Genomic DNA, 17,803 nt, shown 5'->3' with positions numbered 1-17,803 from the left:
GATGAAATTCTATTTAAATATGGTACGCGTATCTGAAAATTAAGATTGTAGAATGGATTCTTTCTTTCCCAAGGACTTGCCTCAACTCAATTCGGCTTGATTGAAGTATACACTGGTAGAAGCCGAATTGGATTTTCCGCTGCGTCTTAATCCTTCGGGGGCGTCGAATCGTTCTTGCAATCTTTAGGATGTTGCTTCAATGCATTGGTCTTAAACTTTATTTCATTCATTTGTTTTTTTGTAGGGCTACTGGCGAACGTTATCCCAATTTCTTTTTTGTTGAGTAAAAACTAAGTGCTGAAATGAGTGAGATATAAAAAAGCCACCTCTCTATACATAAGTGAAAGGTGACTTTAATATGTTATTTTGGGCTGATAATAGGGTTGAACATAACTTGGTTACGCCCTTCGTTTTTCGCGACATGTAACATATCATCAGCATCTTTAAATAATTTGCGTTGTGATTTATGACTTTCACTCGTCATGTAACCGACGCCAATAGAAACGGAGAGTTTAATGACAATTTTGTCTGGCATATGGAAATTTGATTTTTCTACAGCTTTACGGATACTTTCAGCAAGTTTGACACATTCGTCTAAAGAGCAATCACGTAAGACGATCGAAAACTCTTCGCCCCCGTTTCGGAAAATACGTGTATTTTTAGGCACGTAATTTTGTAAAAGGTGAGACATTTGTTTTAATACGGCATCACCGGCATGATGTGTATAGGTATCGTTCACATCTTTAAAACCATCAATATCAATTAATAGTAACGCTAAGCTTTGTTGTTTATCTTCTGCTACGCGTGCCATCTCGTTTAAATGACGGTCAAATTCTTTTACATTGCCTAAACCTGTTAAGTAATCAACAGTATCTTCATTCTCGTAACGTTCAATGAGTGAGAAGAATCTAAGCAAGTCTACGTAAAATACGGCTGTTACTAATGTTGCTATCATTGAAATAGGGATTAAATAGAGCACTTCTACGATATCAAATGACGGCATAATCATTGCAATAATGGCTAAAATAATAATGCTTAAAATATTTAAGATTTGGATCGCAACAACATGATTTTGCTTGAGAAATGGTCCAATTGTACTTACAATAGCTGCAATGACTAACAACGACACAGCATAAGTTAATGTAGTCGATAATACAAAGTAACCGACCAAAGCGATAATGACTGCTGCGAATACTGTGTAAAATGAATTTGTATATCGGCCTAAAAAGAGTAAAGGGACAAAAGAAAGTTGAATCATATAGTTTTCGATTGGAATAGGTTGAAATGCAAGTAACAATCCAACGATAGTCATCAATACGGTAATATAACTTTTTGAGAATCTAAAGTCATGAGATTCAGCGTATTGAAGACGATGAAATAAATATATTCCAGCAATCGTTACTGAAATATTATAAATAATAGCTTCAATCATAATTAAGCGACTCCTTTTCTTTACCATTAGTTATTGTATGTGAAATGTTACAATTTGTCATTATTTTTTATAACGTGTAAAGATTTATGCGATTGAAAATGTTTTTATAGGAACTTGAGTCCTAAGATGTGATAAAATAAACGTGTATTTTAACCTTATCAACGCTTTTATTTAATGAAACATACATACATCATTCAATTTAATTGATGGGTTTAATGTGCTTTTAATTTAATGTAAAATATATATATTGGCAACACTGACATAATAAAAAATAATTAATGTATAATCGTGTATTGTGTGTTGTCTTGTATTTAACTGATGTGCTGAAGTCGTTTGATTGCGAATGAATGAGATAGCAAATGTTCCAAATGATTTTTGCCATTGTTGAACGACGAATGAAGAAAAATTCCGTGTAATGTAGGTGAACTGATGTATACTTTAACACTCATTGGCGTCTCGATGATAGTCAGTTTAATAATTACACCAATAGTAATAGCCGTTTCTAAAAAGCTAGATATTGTAGATAAACCCAACTTCCGTAAAATACATACTAAACCCATTTCGATGCTTGGGGGTACAGCAATATTATTATCTTTCTTAATAGGAATTTGGCTTGGACATCCGATTGAACGAGAAATCAAGCCGCTATTACTTGGTGCAATTGTTATGTATTTTGTTGGATTAATAGATGATTTATACGACTTAAAACCTATACTTAAATTAATAGGTCAAATTGCGGCGGCATTAGTCGTTGTGTCGTACGGCGTGACTATCGATTTTATTTCCATTCCGATTGGACCAACTATTTACTTTGGATGGTTGAGTATCCCAATTACCATTTTTTGGATTGTAGCCATTACGAATGCGATTAACTTAATAGATGGCTTAGATGGACTTGCAGCAGGCGTTTCTGTCATTGCGCTTGTGACGATTGCGTTTATTGCGATTTTACAAGGCAATATTTTTATTATTATGATTTGTAGTGTTTTGATTGGTTCACTTGTTGGATTTCTTGCTTTCAATTTTCATCCGGCTAAAATCTTTTTGGGAGATAGTGGCGCGTTATGTATTGGCTTTATTATCGGTTTCGTATCACTACTCGGTTTTAAAAATATTACGTTTATTTCCTTATTTTTCCCAATTGTTATTTTAGCAGTGCCATTTATTGATACACTCTTTGCGATGATTCGCCGTGTTAAAAAAGGTCAACATATTATGCAAGCCGATAAATCTCACTTACATCACAAGTTATTAGAGCTCGGTTATACGCATCGACAAACGGTGATTTTAATCTATTCTATCGCGTTTATGTTTAGCGTCGTGAGTATTATTTTATACCTCTCACAACCGTGGGGCGTCTTTTTGATGATTATCCTCATTGTCATTACGATTGAATTGATTGTTGAATTCACTGGCTTAATAGACGATGATTATCGACCATTACTTGATCTCATAGCGAAACAAAAGCGATTAAGAAGTAAAAAATAAACATTGAAACATGATAACACTTATCCCTCATCGTAATGATGGGGGATAAGTTTTTGAATTGTTGAAAGTACCGAACAATACTTTTTTCATACGGTATGCAGCTTTGAGTGCAACATGGAAAGTACACGAGAGGAAATGTTGTACAAGGTTACAAAATTAATCAATATCAAACGGCAAGCGCATCACTGGGTCAGCTTCTAAAGTATATTTACCTTGGGTATGTTGATTTGCAAATTGAATGAATGCCTCATATTCTTCTTCAAGGACATCAATATGGTACGTCACTTGATCCGTATATGCGGTATCGCGAAGTATAAAAGTGGTCGATTGGAGTTCGTATTCAAATTTTCCAGTTAAATCATATGCCATCGAAATACGGACAGGAATCGCCGGACGTAATGCAACGCGACCGACATCTTGAATCACATCGCGTACGGCACCACCATATGCACGTATGAGGCCACCTGTGCCGAGTTTAATACCACCGAAATAGCGCGTAACCACAACAGCGACATCATGGACATCCAACTTTTTTAACATTTCTAACATTGGAACACCTGCCGTGCCACTCGGTTCGCCATCATCATGTGCTTTTTGAATGAGCATCGTATCACCAATCGTATAAGCCGAACAGTTATGCGTTGCTTCTCGATGTTCCTTTTTCTTCGTTTCAATAAATGCTTTTGCCTCATCCTCATCACGGACCGGTTTAATATGGGCAATGAAACGAGATTTACTAATGACGTTTTCTATAATGTGTTCATCTTTAATCGTAATTACTGAATCTGTCATACAGGTCACCCTTTATTGTAATAATTGCTTAACTCATTATACTATATTTAAATTTAACTTAAAGATGTGAAAGTATGCTACATGCCTTTGCAAAATATAGTATGATAGAAGCATATGGGAAAATAAAGAATGTCACGATGACAAAGAAAGCTTGAAAAAATAGCATTCCCTGATGCATTTTGTTATATAATAAACTGTCGAGATACATTCATACAAAAAAGAATACCGTCTATGATGAATGTTTTTGCACATATGTGTGATTAAAATTAAGTGTTTGCTTTAGAGGAGGAAGAAAACATGAAAATAGCTGTCATGACTGATTCAACAAGCTATATCCCTCAACATATATTAGAAAAAAATAATATTCGTACTGTACCGTTAAGTATTACGTTAGAAAACGGTGAAAACTACAAAGAGAATATTTCAATCTTTGCAGACGAATTTCATGAAATATTAAGAACATCAAAATCTATTCCAACAACAAGCCAACCTGCCATTGGTGAAATGATCAGTGCGTACGAAGCGTATAGAGATGAAGGTTACACAGATGTCATTGTTGTGCATCTTTCAAGTGGCATCAGCGGGGCATATCAAACGGCGATGCAAGCTTCAACAATGGTAGAGGGGATTCGCGTACATCCAGTTGATTCCAAAATTGCATGTTTACCTGAAGGATCACTTGTATTGCGTGCTTTAGACTTGATTGAACAAGGGTTAGATGTCGAAGCGATATTGTCAGATCTAGACGATATGGTTCAACATGTAGGGGCATTTTTAGTTGTAGATGACTTGAAGAACTTGCATAAAAGTGGTCGTATTACAGGTGCCCAAGCGTGGATTGGGAATTTATTAAAAATGAAGCCTGTGTTAACATTTGAAGATGGTTTGATTGTCCCTTACGAAAAAGTACGTACGAAAAAGAGAGCACTAAAGTTAATTGAAGATAAAGCGGTTGAATTATCGAACCAATATGAACAGTCAACGATTATGGTCATTGGTGGCGATGATAGAGAAGAGTCTCAAGGGGTTTACAAAGGTCTTAAAGAAAATTATCCGAATAAAAATATCGTCTTTTCAGAACTCGGGCCCGTTATTGCATCGCATTTAGGATTAGGTGGATTTGGTATCGGTGTCGTCAACCGTCATATCGATGTCCCTGATTCGGTCAATGTTGAACGTTAAAAATAAAATTGATTTAAAGCAGCTTCTTAGATAGGGGGCTGTTTTTATTTTGAAGAGATGTCGTTTTAAAACTGGGCACGATCAGCAAAAAAATTCCAATTAAAAAAGTAAAATGAGGCGTTGGGACGTGTATGTTATTGAAAGGAGATTCAAAATGTATTTTAATGGCCAACTCGTAACAGATGCGACGTTACACGATGAAAATCAAATTATTCAAGTAGAAAAAGGTGTGACACGTACATCAACAGGATGGCGATGTACACGATGTTCAACTGAGGAACGACACCACTTTTATCAATATGAAAGTGATGTGATGAACGAAACAATGACTTATTGTCGTCACTGCATTCAAATGGGGCGGATGGACAGTGTGACAGATGTTTTTATATTGAGAAGTGTCGCTTGTCGTTCAGACGCGGCTTATCAGTTACCTTTTCAACTGTCGACACAACAGCAATATGCCTCTGATTGTATTGTTCAAGCTGTGCTACGTCATGAATCATTATTACTTCATGCCGTGACAGGTGCAGGTAAGACTGAGATGATGTTTGAAGCCATTGCACAGGCGCGTCGTCAAGGATACAATGTCGCGGTCGTTTCACCACGGTTAGATGTTGTCATTGAAGTGAGTACACGTATTAAGCAAACATTTTTAAATGAAGCCATTGATATATTACATCAAGCAAGTCAGCAACAGTATGAAGCGCATTTTGTCATTTCGACGGTGCATCAACTGTATCGATTCAAGCGACATTTTCACGTTGTTTTTATTGATGAAGTCGATGCTTTTCCGCTCGCAATGGATCCGTCTTTAATGCAAACGATTGAAAATGCAGCAAGAACGGAAAAAGCACTCATATATATGACAGCAACGCCACCGCCGCATTTAAAAGCACAATTTGATGATGCACATACGATTACTTTGCCAGCAAGATTCCATCAGCATCCTTTAGTGATTCCTACATTTAAATATTTTAAGCTTCGAGTGAACAAAGTACAGTTTTATTTATTTACACGCATGAAAGCCCAGCAAGAACAGCAACGGACAACTTTAATTTTTTTCAGTGATATACGTGAAATGAAGCGATTTTTTGAAACTTATGAACCTTTAGTGGAACGTTTAGGATTGGTTTACAGTGAAGACCCTGAACGGTTAAATAAAGTAGAGGCTTTACGAAACGGTCTATACGACATCATGTTAACGACGACGATATTGGAAAGAGGCTTCACGATGCCTTATTTAGATGTATGGGTTGTTGATAGTCATCGCTACACTTCAACGGCTTTAATACAAATTGCAGGGCGTGTAGGACGTAAAGCAGTTTGTCCCGATGGTGAAGTGTTGTTTTTGCATGAAGGACGTACTAGGGCGATGTATGATGCTCGTCGTCAAATTGCTGAAATGAATCAACTAGCAAGGAAACGAGGGTGGATTAAATCAAACGATGTCTTTTTTGTATGAACACGATGTATGAAGATATTTTAATGGTGAACCTATTTTCAAAAACGCATACTTTATGCCCGAAATGTCGTGAATTAATCGAAAATTGTCGTTTTGATGAGACGGATCGATGTGCATACTGTAAAGGTAAATTAGATCTTTCAGGGGGATGCCACAATTGTCAGAACCTAGCCGATATGGGTGTACAATTTGAACGCATTGAACCACTTTTTCATTATGATCGTTTTGTGAAGACATTGATACACCAGTATAAATTTTTAAATGACGTAGCACTTGCGGAAGTTTTTGCACACTATATACGTATAAAACGTGTGAAAGATGAGATGATTGTACCGATGCCGTCTAGTCAGGATCACGATTTGCAGCGCACTTTTAATCCAGTTCAAACGATACTTCATCATTTGGAATTACCTTATGTCGCATGTTTAAAAATGCATCCTCGCTCGAAACAATTTGCATTATCTCGTTCAGAACGTTACGCAGTCGATAATCCCATTTACTTCGATAGTAATATTTCTCTGGAAAACAAAAGTATTCTCCTAATTGATGATATTTATACGACCGGTCACACTGCCCACTGTGCTGGAAATGTATTATTACAACAAAAAGTCAGAAAATTAAGTATGTTAACGTTTGCGAGATAGCGTAAACATGTTAAAATATAAGTAAGGAATATATTATAAAAAGAGGTTGAAAGGAGCGAGCACTATGATTAAATTTGAAATTCATGGAGACAACCTCACAATCACAGATGCTATTAGAAATTATATTGAGGAGAAAATTGGTAAGTTAGAACGCTATTTCACTAATGTGCCAAATGCAACAGCGCATGTGAAAGTGAAAACATATCAAAATTCTAGTACTAAAATCGAAGTGACAATTCCATTGAAAAATGTAACGCTTCGTGCAGAGGAACGACATGATGATTTATATGCAGGTATCGATTTAATTAATAATAAACTTGAACGTCAAGTTCGTAAGTATAAAACACGCGTTAATCGTAAAAACAGGGACCGTGGTTATGAAGAGGATGTATTTACAGAAATTGAAGCGACTGTACCAGAAGTGGAACAAGAAGCAACAGCGTCTGATATCGAAATCATTCGTTCTAAAACATTCAGCTTAAAACCAATGGACTCAGAAGAAGCGGTGCTACAAATGAATTTATTAGGACATGATTTCTTCGTGTTTAATAATCGTGAAACAGATGGCACAAGCATTGTTTATCGTCGTAAAGATGGTAAATACGGCTTGATTGAAACTGAATAATCTCTAGTAACTATAAAGAGATGACGTTCATTGTGCGGAGCAACTCAATAACTAAAAGATTTTGATTGAACGTGCGATGATGTGTACAAAAAAGTGTGGGGCAAGTGTATAAATCTAATCAGATGCATTAGATTTAAAGCTTGTCCCTTCTTTTATCATATGGGAAATGTTTGTGAGCATGTATAGTTCAAAAGTCTGACTACAAGTTTTTAATTTGATTCATAAGTCGAACGTCTATAAAGTAGGAAGTTGATTCGAATTACCATAAAGGTATGTGTTAAGAAATATCGCGGATTGTTATTTGACGGTATGAGGTATTATAATAAAATTGTTAAATGATACGTATATATATATAAGTGGTTTGAGTATAAATTTATACCGAAAAATGATATGATGAGTAGTTGTAAGCGGCACAGTTTTATGGCTAAAGGAGCGAACAAAATGGGTTTGATAACTAAAATGATTGACGGTAATAAACGAGAAGTCAAACGTTTAAGTAAGTTAGCAGATAAAGTCATCGCATTAGGAGAAGATATTGCGTTGCTAACTGATGAAGAAATGAGAGCGAAGACGAAAGCTTTTCAAGAAGAAGTTCAACAAATAGAAGATATTAAAAAACAGAATAATAAATTAGATGATATTTTACCGGAAGCCTTCGCACTTGTACGTGAAGCTTCTAAACGTGTGTTCAATATGACACCATATAAAGTACAAATTATGGGTGGGATCGCCATTCATAAAGGTGATATTGCAGAGATGAGAACCGGTGAAGGTAAAACATTAACTGCAACGATGCCAACCTATTTAAATGCATTAACTGGTCGCGGTGTGCACGTCATTACGGTAAACGAATATTTATCTAGTGTTCAAAGTGAAGAAATGGCAGAACTGTACAATTTCTTAGGTCTGTCAGTCGGATTGAACCTCAATAGTTTAAGCACGATAGAAAAACGTGAAGCTTATAGTAAAGACATCACATATAGCACAAATAATGAACTTGGCTTTGACTATTTACGTGACAACATGGTGAATTACAAAGAAGACCGTGTCATGCGTCCACTGCATTTTGCGATTATTGATGAGGTAGACTCGATTTTAATCGATGAAGCCCGTACACCGCTAATTATTTCAGGTGAAGCGGAGAAATCTACGTCTTTATATACACAAGCGAATGTGTTTTCAAAAATGCTTAAAGCTGAAGAAGATTATAACTATGATGTGCAAACGAAAAGTATTCAATTGACAGAACAAGGTATCGATAAGGCAGAACGCATGTTTAAAATTGAAAACTTATACGATGTGAAACATGTAGATGTTATTCACCACATTAACCTTGCTTTACGTGCACATTATACAATGCAGCGTGACGTAGATTACATGGTAACGGGTGGCGAAATTCTTATCGTCGACCAATTTACAGGTCGTACAATGCCAGGACGTCGTTTCTCAGAAGGTTTACACCAAGCGATTGAAGCGAAGGAAAATGTCCAAATTCAAAACGAATCTAAGACAATGGCGTCGATTACATTCCAAAACTATTTCAGAATGTACAACAAGTTAGCGGGTATGACGGGTACGGCTAAAACGGAGGAAGAAGAGTTTCGTAATATTTACAACATGACCGTAACTCAAATTCCAACGAACCGACCTGTCCAACGTGTCGACCGTTCAGATTTAATTTATGTTAGTCAAAAAGGTAAATTTGATGCGGTTGTCGAAGAAGTGATTGAAAAACATCGCAAAGGTCAGCCTGTATTATTGGGTACTGTCGCAGTAGAAACATCAGAATATATCTCGAATTTATTGAAAAAACGCGGTATTCGTCATAGTGTCCTCAATGCGAAAAACCATGAAAGAGAAGCGGAAATTGTTTCAGGTGCAGGTCAAAGAGGCGCCGTAACGATTGCGACAAACATGGCCGGACGTGGTACAGACATTAAACTAGGAGAAGGTGTTGAAGAGCTGGGTGGTCTAGCGGTAATTGGCACTGAACGTCATGAATCACGTCGTATTGATGATCAGCTACGTGGTCGTTCAGGTCGTCAAGGTGATAAAGGGGACAGTCGTTTCTATTTATCATTACAAGATGATTTGATGGTGCGCTTCGGTTCGGAACGTATGCAAGCGATGATGAGTCGTCTAGGGATGGATGATTCTACACCGATTGAATCTAAAATGGTGTCACGTGCTGTAGAGTCTGCACAAAAACGTGTAGAAGGTAACAACTTTGATGCGCGTAAACGTATTTTGGAATATGATGAAGTGTTACGTAAACAACGTGAAATCATGTATGAAGAACGTAATCAAATCATTGACCAAGATCAAAGTACGGACCTAGTGATGCAAATGATGCATTCCACATTAGACCGCGCATTGCTACATTACTTGAATGAAGACGAAGAAAAGATGGACTACGAGCCACTGATTTACTATGTTCAAGACATCTTTTTACATGAAGGTGACTTAACAGAAAGTGAAATTAACGGTAAAGATAGAGAGGATATGTTTGAAGTCATTTGGGCGAAAATTGAAGCTGCATACAATCGTCAAAAAGATCAACTAGGCGAGCGTATGCCGGAGTTTGAACGTATGATATTATTGCGTTCGATTGATAATCATTGGACGTCACATATTGATACGATGGACCAACTCCGTCAAGGGATTCATTTACGTTCATATGGTCAACAAAATCCATTGCGTGACTATCAAAATGAAGGACATCAATTGTTCGATATGATGATGCAAAGTATTGAAGAAGATGTCAGCAAATATATTCTGAAATCTGTCATCACGGTAGAAGAAGATGTTGAACGTGAGAAAACGAAAGAATTAGAAGGTAAGCACGTTTCAGCTGAAGATGGCAAAGAGAAAGTTAAACCACAACCTATTGTCAAAGAACATGAGGTCGGACGTAATGAACCATGTCCATGTGGAAGTGGCAAAAAATATAAAAATTGTCACGGCAAATAGCGGTGGCAATAGCTGAATATTTAAAAGGAGCGATACACGATGGAATTGTCCGAACTTAAACGCAATATGGATAGTTATAGCGCAAAATTAGAACAACTTAGGGGGTCTCTTTGACTTAGAAAATAAAGAGACGAACATCCAAGAATATGAAGAGATGATGGCGGACCCACAGTTTTGGGATAATCAAGAACGCGCGCAAACGATTATCGACCAGAATAATGCCATAAAATCTGTTGTGAACAATTACTATGAAGTTGCTGAAACGCTTGAAGAAATGGTTGCAACGTATGAATTGTTACAAGAAGAATATGATGACGAAATGAAAGATGATTTAGAACAAGAAGTCATTGGATTCCAAACGAAAGTAGATCAATTCGAATTACAACTCTTGCTGGATGGCGAACATGATGCAAACAATGCTATTCTCGAGCTACATCCTGGTGCAGGTGGTACAGAGTCTCAAGACTGGACAAATATGTTGTTGCGTATGTATCAACGTTATTGTGAACAGCAAGGTTTTAAGGTGGAAATTGTCGATTATCAAGCAGGCGATGAAGCGGGTGTTAAAAGTGTGACCATGCTCGTCAAAGGTCACAATGCTTACGGTTACTTAAAAGCTGAAAAAGGTGTCCATCGTCTCGTTCGTATTTCGCCGTTTGATTCTTCAGGGCGTCGCCATACGTCATTTGCGTCATGTGATGTAATTCCTGAATTTAACAACGAAAAAATCGAAGTTGAAATCAACCCAGACGATATTACTGTGGATACTTTCCGTGCGTCAGGTGCGGGTGGTCAGCATATTAACAAAACTGAATCAGCCATCCGTATTACGCACCATCCGACAGGTATTGTGGTGAATAATCAAAATGAACGTTCACAAATTAAAAACAGAGAAGCAGCGATGAAAATGTTGAAAGCGAAACTTTATCAACTTGAGTTAGAACAAAAAGAACAAGAGTTAGCTGCCATTCGTGGTGAACAAAAAGAGATTGGTTGGGGGAGTCAAATTCGTTCTTACGTTTTCCACCCTTATTCTATGGTGAAAGATCACCGTACAAACGAGGAGACGGGCAACGTCAACGCAGTCATGGACGGTGAGATTGGTCCGTTTATCGAAGCGTATTTAAGACATCAAATGCAATAAGATGAAAAGCAGGGGCTAGGGCATTCAATTGTTCGAGCCCCTGAAATGTATCATTCACCAATATCATTTTTTATAAAGGCAAGAAACAAGTGATATTTCACGAATAAATGTGTTAATATAATCAACAAATGGACATCAAACGTAAACATGACAGGAGGAGGTTGATTATGGGAATTCATCAATATATTAAAAGGTTATCAGACTTAGAAAAGCTCATTCGATTACCCGGGAAATTTAAATACTTCGAGCATAATGTAGCCGCGCACTCATTCAAAGTTACAAAAATTGCCCAGTATTTAGGTACGGTTGAAGAGTATCACGGTAAGACAGTGGATTGGAAAAGTTTATATGAAAAAGCGCTCAACCATGACTTTGCTGAAGTATTTACGGGAGATATTAAAACGCCTGTGAAGTATGCAAGCGGAGAATTGAAAAAACTGTTCTCACAAGTGGAAGAGGAAATGGTTGATACATTCATTAAAGAAGAAATTCCAGAACAGTACCAAGATATTTATCGCCGTCGCCTACAAGAAGGTAAAGATGACTCGTTAGAAGGACAAATTCTATCGGTCGCAGATAAAATTGATTTATTATATGAAACATTTGGTGAAATACAAAAACGTAATCCTGAACCTCTATTTTTTGAAATATATGAGATGAGTCTTGAAACGATTATGCAATTTGATCATTTGGCTTCCGTACAGGATTTTATTGAAAATATTATTCCAGAAATGTTAACTGAAAGATTTATACCACGCACTGAATTAAAAGAAATGACGATGCAAATCCTAAATAAAAGAAAGATGTGATAGGGTTGATTTGGTATCTATTGGCCGCTTTTTTTCCTTGTGTCCTTGTGGTTATTTTCAGCGCGATAACGAGAAGTAAATGGATGGGGACGCTCATTACATTAGTCGTGATCGGTGCTTCAGTTTATAAAGGATTTTTCCATAATGAATGGATTATTTTCCTTGACGTTGTATCATTGTTAGCAGGGTATATTATTGTAGAAGAACTAAAAATTCATCATATCGAGCATGATAGAGAGGGCGGTATGTGATCGTTGTCCATACGCCTTCGCAATTATAGCGGCATCAGGAGTGAATCTGACACAGTTTGAATGTTATCAGAAGCACTCCTCTTTGTGTTGGATTGCGAACAAATGTTTGTATTTCATCGTTGTGTTCTGTTAAAATATGAGTACTAAGTAGATAGGAGGCGGACAGTGAATGGAGCATCATGACTTTAAAATTGCTTCAAATTTCGAACCACAAGGGGACCAACCCCAAGCCATCAAAGCACTGGTAAAAGGGATAGAAGAAGGCAAGCGTCATCAAACATTACTCGGTGCAACAGGTACAGGTAAAACATTTACGATGAGTAATGTCATTAAAGAAGTGGGCAAACCGACGCTCATTATTGCGCATAACAAAACGTTAGCAGGGCAATTGTACAGTGAGTTCAAAACCTTCTTTCCTGAAAATAGAGTGGAATATTTTGTAAGTTACTACGATTATTACCAACCAGAAGCGTATGTTCCGTCTACCGATACGTTTATTGAAAAAGATGCGTCGATTAACGATGAAATAGACCAACTCCGACATTCAGCAACGAGTGCGCTGTTTGAACGAGATGATGTCATTATTATCGCCAGTGTGAGTTGTATTTACGGTTTAGGTAATCCAGACGAATACCGTGACTTAGTTGTGAGCATTCGTGTAGGGATGGAAATGGATAGAAGTGAGTTATTGCGAAAGCTCGTTGACGTACAATATACACGAAACGACATTGACTTTAGACGCGGGACATTTAGAGTACGCGGCGATGTCGTTGAGATTTTCCCGGCTTCACGTGAAGAGTTATGTATTCGTGTTGAATTTTTTGGTGATGAAGTAGATCGCATTAGTGAGATTAACTATTTAACGGGTGAAGTATTAAAAGAACGCGAACACTTTGCGCTTTTCCCAGCTTCTCACTTCGTAACCCGTGAAGAAAAAATGAAGATTGCGATTGAGCGTATTGAAAAAGAATTAGAAGAACAACTTGAATATTTAAGAAATGAAAATAAATTACTCGAGGCGCAACGTTTAGAACAACGAACGAATTATGATTTAGAGATGATGCGCGAAATGGGCTTTACGTCAGGGATTGAAAACTATTCAGTTCATCTTACGTTGCGACCACTCGGCTCTACACCGTACACTTTGTTAGATTATTTTGGTGATGATTGGCTCATTATGATTGATGAGTCGCATGTTACGTTGCCTCAAATTCGTGGAATGTACAACGGAGACCAAGCACGTAAAAAAGTGTTAGTCGAGCATGGTTTCCGTCTCCCGAGTGCATTAGACAATAGACCATTGAAGTTTGAAGAGTTCGAACAAAAAGCGAAACAACTTGTTTATGTATCGGCGACACCAGGCCCATATGAAATCGAACGTACAGATGAAATGATTGAACAAATTATTCGACCAACTGGCTTGTTAGATCCAAAAATCGAAGTCCGCCCTACTAAAAATCAGATCGACGACTTGCTCAGTGAAATTCAAGAACGAACAGCACAAGGCGAACGTGTACTGATTACAACGTTAACGAAAAAAATGAGTGAAGATTTAACAACTTATTTAAAAGAAGCTGGTGTAAAGGTCAATTACTTGCACTCTGAAATTAAAACGTTAGAACGGATTGAAATTATTCGAGACTTACGTATGGGAACATTTGATGTGCTCATCGGTATTAACTTGCTTAGAGAAGGACTTGATATTCCAGAAGTGTCATTAGTGGTGATTTTGGATGCAGATAAAGAAGGTTTCTTACGTTCTGAGCGTTCGTTAATCCAAACGATGGGTCGTGCAGCGCGTAATGATAAAGGGCGTGTCATCATGTATGCGGATCGAATAACAGATTCAATGAAAGTTGCGATTGATGAAACTGAACGACGTCGTGAAATTCAAATCGCGTACAATGAAAAACATGGTATTGTACCGAAAACAATTAATAAAGAAATTCATGATGTCATTAGTGCAACGGTCGAAACGGATGAAACTAATGAAGATCAACGTAAAGAAGTACCGAAGAAAATGACGAAAAAAGAACGTGAAAAAACGATTGAAAATGTAGAAAAAGAAATGAAAGAAGCCGCAAAAGCATTAGATTTCGAAAGAGCAACCGAATTAAGAGATTTATTATTTGAACTAAAATCAAAAGGGTGAAATGCATGAAAGAACCATCAATCGTAGTGAAAGGGGCACGTGCCCACAATTTAAAAAATGTTGATATCGAATTGCCAAAAAATCAGTTGATTGTGATGACGGGACTGTCGGGCTCAGGGAAGTCCTCGCTCGCATTTGACACGATTTATGCTGAAGGGCAACGTCGATATGTGGAGTCTTTAAGCGCATATGCTCGTCAGTTTTTAGGGCAAATGGATAAACCAGACGTAGATACTATTGAAGGTTTGTCTCCAGCGATATCTATTGATCAAAAGACAACAAGTAAAAACCCGCGTTCAACGGTGGCGACTGTAACGGAAATTTACGATTACATTCGTCTCCTTTATGCGCGTATCGGAAAGCCTTTTTGTCCAAATCATGGTATCGAAATCGAATCGCAAACTGTACAACAAATGGTTGACCGTATTATGGAATTAGAAGAACGTACGAAAATTCAACTGCTAGCACCTGTTGTGAACCATCGTAAAGGGACGCATGAAAAATTATTAACGGACATCAGTAAAAAAGGTTATGTACGTGTGCGTGTTGACGGTGAAATTATGGACGTGACACAAGCACCGGAACTGGATAAAAATAAAAATCATACCATTGAAATTGTCGTGGACCGTTTAGTCGTGAAACCGGGTATTGAAACACGTTTAGCAGATTCTATCGAGACTGTACTTGAATTAGCAGACGGTCGACTCGTCGTGGATATTATTGATGGGGATAAACTGGAGTTTTCAGAAAAGCATGCATGTCCCATTTGTGGCTTTTCAATTGGTGAGTTAGAACCGAGAATGTTCAGTTTTAACAGTCCATTCGGTGCGTGTCCAACATGTGATGGCTTAGGACAAAAGTTAACGGTAGACTTAGATTTAGTCGTACCTGATAAAGATAAGACGCTCAATGAAGGCGCGATTTTACCCTGGGAGCCGACAAGTTCGGACTTTTATCCATCGATGTTAAAGCGTGTTTGTGAAGTGTACAAAATCAATATGGATAAACCATATAAAAAATTGACTGAACGCCAAAGAAATATCATTTTATACGGTTCTGGTGACAAAGAAATTGAGTTTACATTCAAGTCGAAATTCGGTCAAGAGCGTAAACGTACGATGCCGTTCGAAGGGGTTGTCCCGAATATTGAGCGTCGTTACCATGAGTCCCCTTCTGAATATGTACGTGAAATGATGCAAAAATATATGGGGGAACAAGTGTGTGAAACGTGTCACGGCCAACGTTTGAGTCGTGAAGCATTGTCGGTTTATGTGGCAGGTAAAAATGTCGGCGAAGTAGTAGAACAATCCATTAAAGAAGCATTGACATATTACGAAAATATCGAGCTATCTGACCAAGATGCACAAATTGCACATTTAATTTTAAAAGAAATTACGTCACGTTTAACCTTTTTAAATAATGTAGGACTCGATTATTTAACGCTCAATCGTTCGTCTGGCACATTGTCAGGTGGTGAGGCGCAACGTATTCGACTCGCGACACAAATTGGGTCACGTTTGTCAGGTGTGTTGTATGTACTTGATGAGCCTTCTATTGGTTTACATCAACGAGATAATGATCGTTTGATTCATACATTACAAGAAATGCGTGATTTAGGTAATACATTAATTGTTGTAGAACACGACGAAGACACGATGATTGCGGCGGATTATCTTGTTGATATTGGCCCTGGTGCAGGTGAGCACGGCGGTGAAGTGATTGCAAGTGGTACGCCGAAACAAGTGATGCGTAATAAAAAGTCACTCACAGGGCAATATTTGAGTGGTAAAAAATTTATTCCAGTTCCTGAACATCGTCGCCCTTTGACAGAACGTAAAATTTCTGTCAAAGGTGCACGTAGCAATAACCTTAAAAATGTCGATGTTGATTTTCCGCTTTCTGTCATGAATGTGGTGACGGGGGTATCAGGTTCAGGGAAAAGTTCGCTAGTGAATGAAGTGTTATACAAATCATTGGCTAAAGCGATTAATAAATCAAAAGTAAAACCTGGTGAACATGACGAAATTACAGGAATGGATCAAATCGATAAAATTATTGATATCGATCAGTCACCTATTGGAAGGACACCGCGTTCTAACCCAGCCACATATACAGGCGTATTTGATGATATTCGAGATGTCTTTGCCTCAACGAATGAAGCAAAAGTACGTGGATATCAAAAAGGGCGTTTTAGTTTTAACGTTAAAGGTGGCCGTTGTGAAGCATGTAAAGGTGATGGTATTATAAAAATAGAGATGCATTTTCTACCTGATGTATATGTGCCTTGTGAAGTATGTCATGGTAAACGTTACAATCGTGAGACGTTGGAAGTAACTTATAAAGGGAAAAATATTGCTGACGTGTTAGAAATGACTGTAGAAGACGCAACTCAATTTTTTGAAAATATTCCTAAGATTAAGCGCAAATTACAAACTTTAGTCGATGTTGGATTAGGCTATATTACGCTTGGACAACCTGCAACGACACTTTCAGGTGGTGAAGCGCAACGTGTCAAACTCGCCTCAGAATTACACAAACGTGCAACAGGGCGCTCAATTTATATCCTAGACGAACCGACAACAGGCTTACATGTCGATGATATTAGTCGATTATTAAAAGTGCTCAATCGACTCGTTGAAAATGGTGACACAGTGGTGATTATCGAACACAATTTAGACGTCATCAAAACAGCAGATAACTTAATTGATTTAGGTCCTGAAGGTGGTGACGGCGGTGGTACCATTCTTGCGACAGGGACACCTGAAGAAATAGCCGCTATCCCAGAATCTTATACAGGTCGTTATCTTAAAACTGTATTAGCGCGCGATAAGGAACGAATGGAGGGCTAAGCC

The 17,803-nt window shown here is 37.7% G+C and carries 13 protein-coding genes; 11 read left to right on the top strand and 2 right to left on the bottom strand.

Annotation, left to right across the window (positions count from 1 at the left end; genetic code table 11):
- Positions 1-361: 361 nt before the first annotated feature.
- Positions 362-1,432 (bottom strand): GGDEF domain-containing protein GdpS, encoded by a 1,071-nt coding sequence (gdpS, locus tag GZH82_RS11045; protein ID WP_162682518.1) that lies wholly within the window; start codon positions 1,430-1,432, stop codon positions 362-364.
- Positions 1,433-1,861: 429 nt separating this feature from the next.
- On the opposite strand from gdpS, the gene GZH82_RS11040 reads away from it, so the two are divergent.
- Positions 1,862-2,920: a glycosyltransferase family 4 protein gene (locus tag GZH82_RS11040; protein WP_162682517.1), complete on the top strand. Its 1,059-nt coding sequence runs from the start codon at positions 1,862-1,864 to the stop codon at positions 2,918-2,920.
- Positions 2,921-3,076: 156 nt separating this feature from the next.
- Here the strand turns inward: GZH82_RS11040 and GZH82_RS11035 are convergent, their stop codons facing one another.
- Positions 3,077-3,712 (bottom strand): YigZ family protein, encoded by a 636-nt coding sequence (locus GZH82_RS11035; protein WP_162682516.1) that lies wholly within the window; start codon positions 3,710-3,712, stop codon positions 3,077-3,079.
- Between the two features lie 297 nt (positions 3,713-4,009).
- On the opposite strand from GZH82_RS11035, the gene fakB1 reads away from it, so the two are divergent.
- From fakB1 to uvrA, 10 genes are all read left to right on the top strand, one after another.
- Positions 4,010-4,894, top strand: a complete 885-nt coding sequence (fakB1, locus tag GZH82_RS11030; protein WP_162682515.1) for a fatty acid kinase binding subunit FakB1 — start codon at positions 4,010-4,012, stop codon at positions 4,892-4,894.
- Between the two features lie 154 nt (positions 4,895-5,048).
- Complete coding sequence (locus GZH82_RS11025; RefSeq protein WP_162682514.1) at positions 5,049-6,356, top strand: DEAD/DEAH box helicase family protein; 1,308 nt, start codon at positions 5,049-5,051, stop codon at positions 6,354-6,356.
- A complete protein-coding gene (locus tag GZH82_RS11020; RefSeq protein ID WP_238989565.1) occupies positions 6,353-7,000 on the top strand; it encodes a ComF family protein in 648 nt (215 codons plus the stop codon). The genes GZH82_RS11025 and GZH82_RS11020 overlap by 4 nt, the downstream gene beginning before the upstream one ends.
- A gap of 64 nt (positions 7,001-7,064) precedes the next feature.
- Positions 7,065-7,625, top strand: a complete 561-nt coding sequence (gene hpf, locus GZH82_RS11015) for a ribosome hibernation-promoting factor, HPF/YfiA family (protein ID WP_162682513.1) — start codon at positions 7,065-7,067, stop codon at positions 7,623-7,625.
- Positions 7,626-8,066: 441 nt separating this feature from the next.
- Positions 8,067-10,595 (top strand): preprotein translocase subunit SecA, encoded by a 2,529-nt coding sequence (gene secA / locus GZH82_RS11010; protein WP_162682512.1) that lies wholly within the window; start codon positions 8,067-8,069, stop codon positions 10,593-10,595.
- A gap of 39 nt (positions 10,596-10,634) precedes the next feature.
- A protein-coding gene (prfB, locus tag GZH82_RS11005) for a peptide chain release factor 2 (RefSeq protein WP_096542285.1) occupies positions 10,635-11,739 on the top strand; the annotation gives its coding sequence in 2 pieces (ribosomal slippage) (positions 10,635-10,706 and positions 10,708-11,739; 1,104 coding nt in all).
- 167 nt (positions 11,740-11,906) lie between these two features.
- Positions 11,907-12,548, top strand: a complete 642-nt coding sequence (locus GZH82_RS11000; protein WP_162682511.1) for a YfbR-like 5'-deoxynucleotidase — start codon at positions 11,907-11,909, stop codon at positions 12,546-12,548.
- A gap of 5 nt (positions 12,549-12,553) precedes the next feature.
- Positions 12,554-12,799, top strand: a complete 246-nt coding sequence (locus tag GZH82_RS10995; protein WP_162682510.1) for a CsbA family protein — start codon at positions 12,554-12,556, stop codon at positions 12,797-12,799.
- A 169-nt stretch (positions 12,800-12,968) separates the two neighbouring features.
- On the top strand, positions 12,969-14,951 hold the full coding sequence (gene uvrB, locus GZH82_RS10990; protein ID WP_162682509.1) for an excinuclease ABC subunit UvrB: 1,983 nt from the start codon (positions 12,969-12,971) through the stop codon (positions 14,949-14,951).
- 5 nt (positions 14,952-14,956) lie between these two features.
- Positions 14,957-17,800: an excinuclease ABC subunit UvrA gene (gene uvrA / locus GZH82_RS10985; RefSeq protein WP_162682508.1), complete on the top strand. Its 2,844-nt coding sequence runs from the start codon at positions 14,957-14,959 to the stop codon at positions 17,798-17,800.
- The last annotated feature ends 3 nt before the right edge of the window (positions 17,801-17,803 follow it).

Source organism: Staphylococcus sp. MI 10-1553 (assembly GCF_010365305.1).
In the GTDB taxonomy this organism is placed as follows: domain Bacteria; phylum Bacillota; class Bacilli; order Staphylococcales; family Staphylococcaceae; genus Staphylococcus.
Note: the sequence above shows the minus strand (reverse complement) of the source record. Positions and strands in the feature narration are given on the sequence as shown.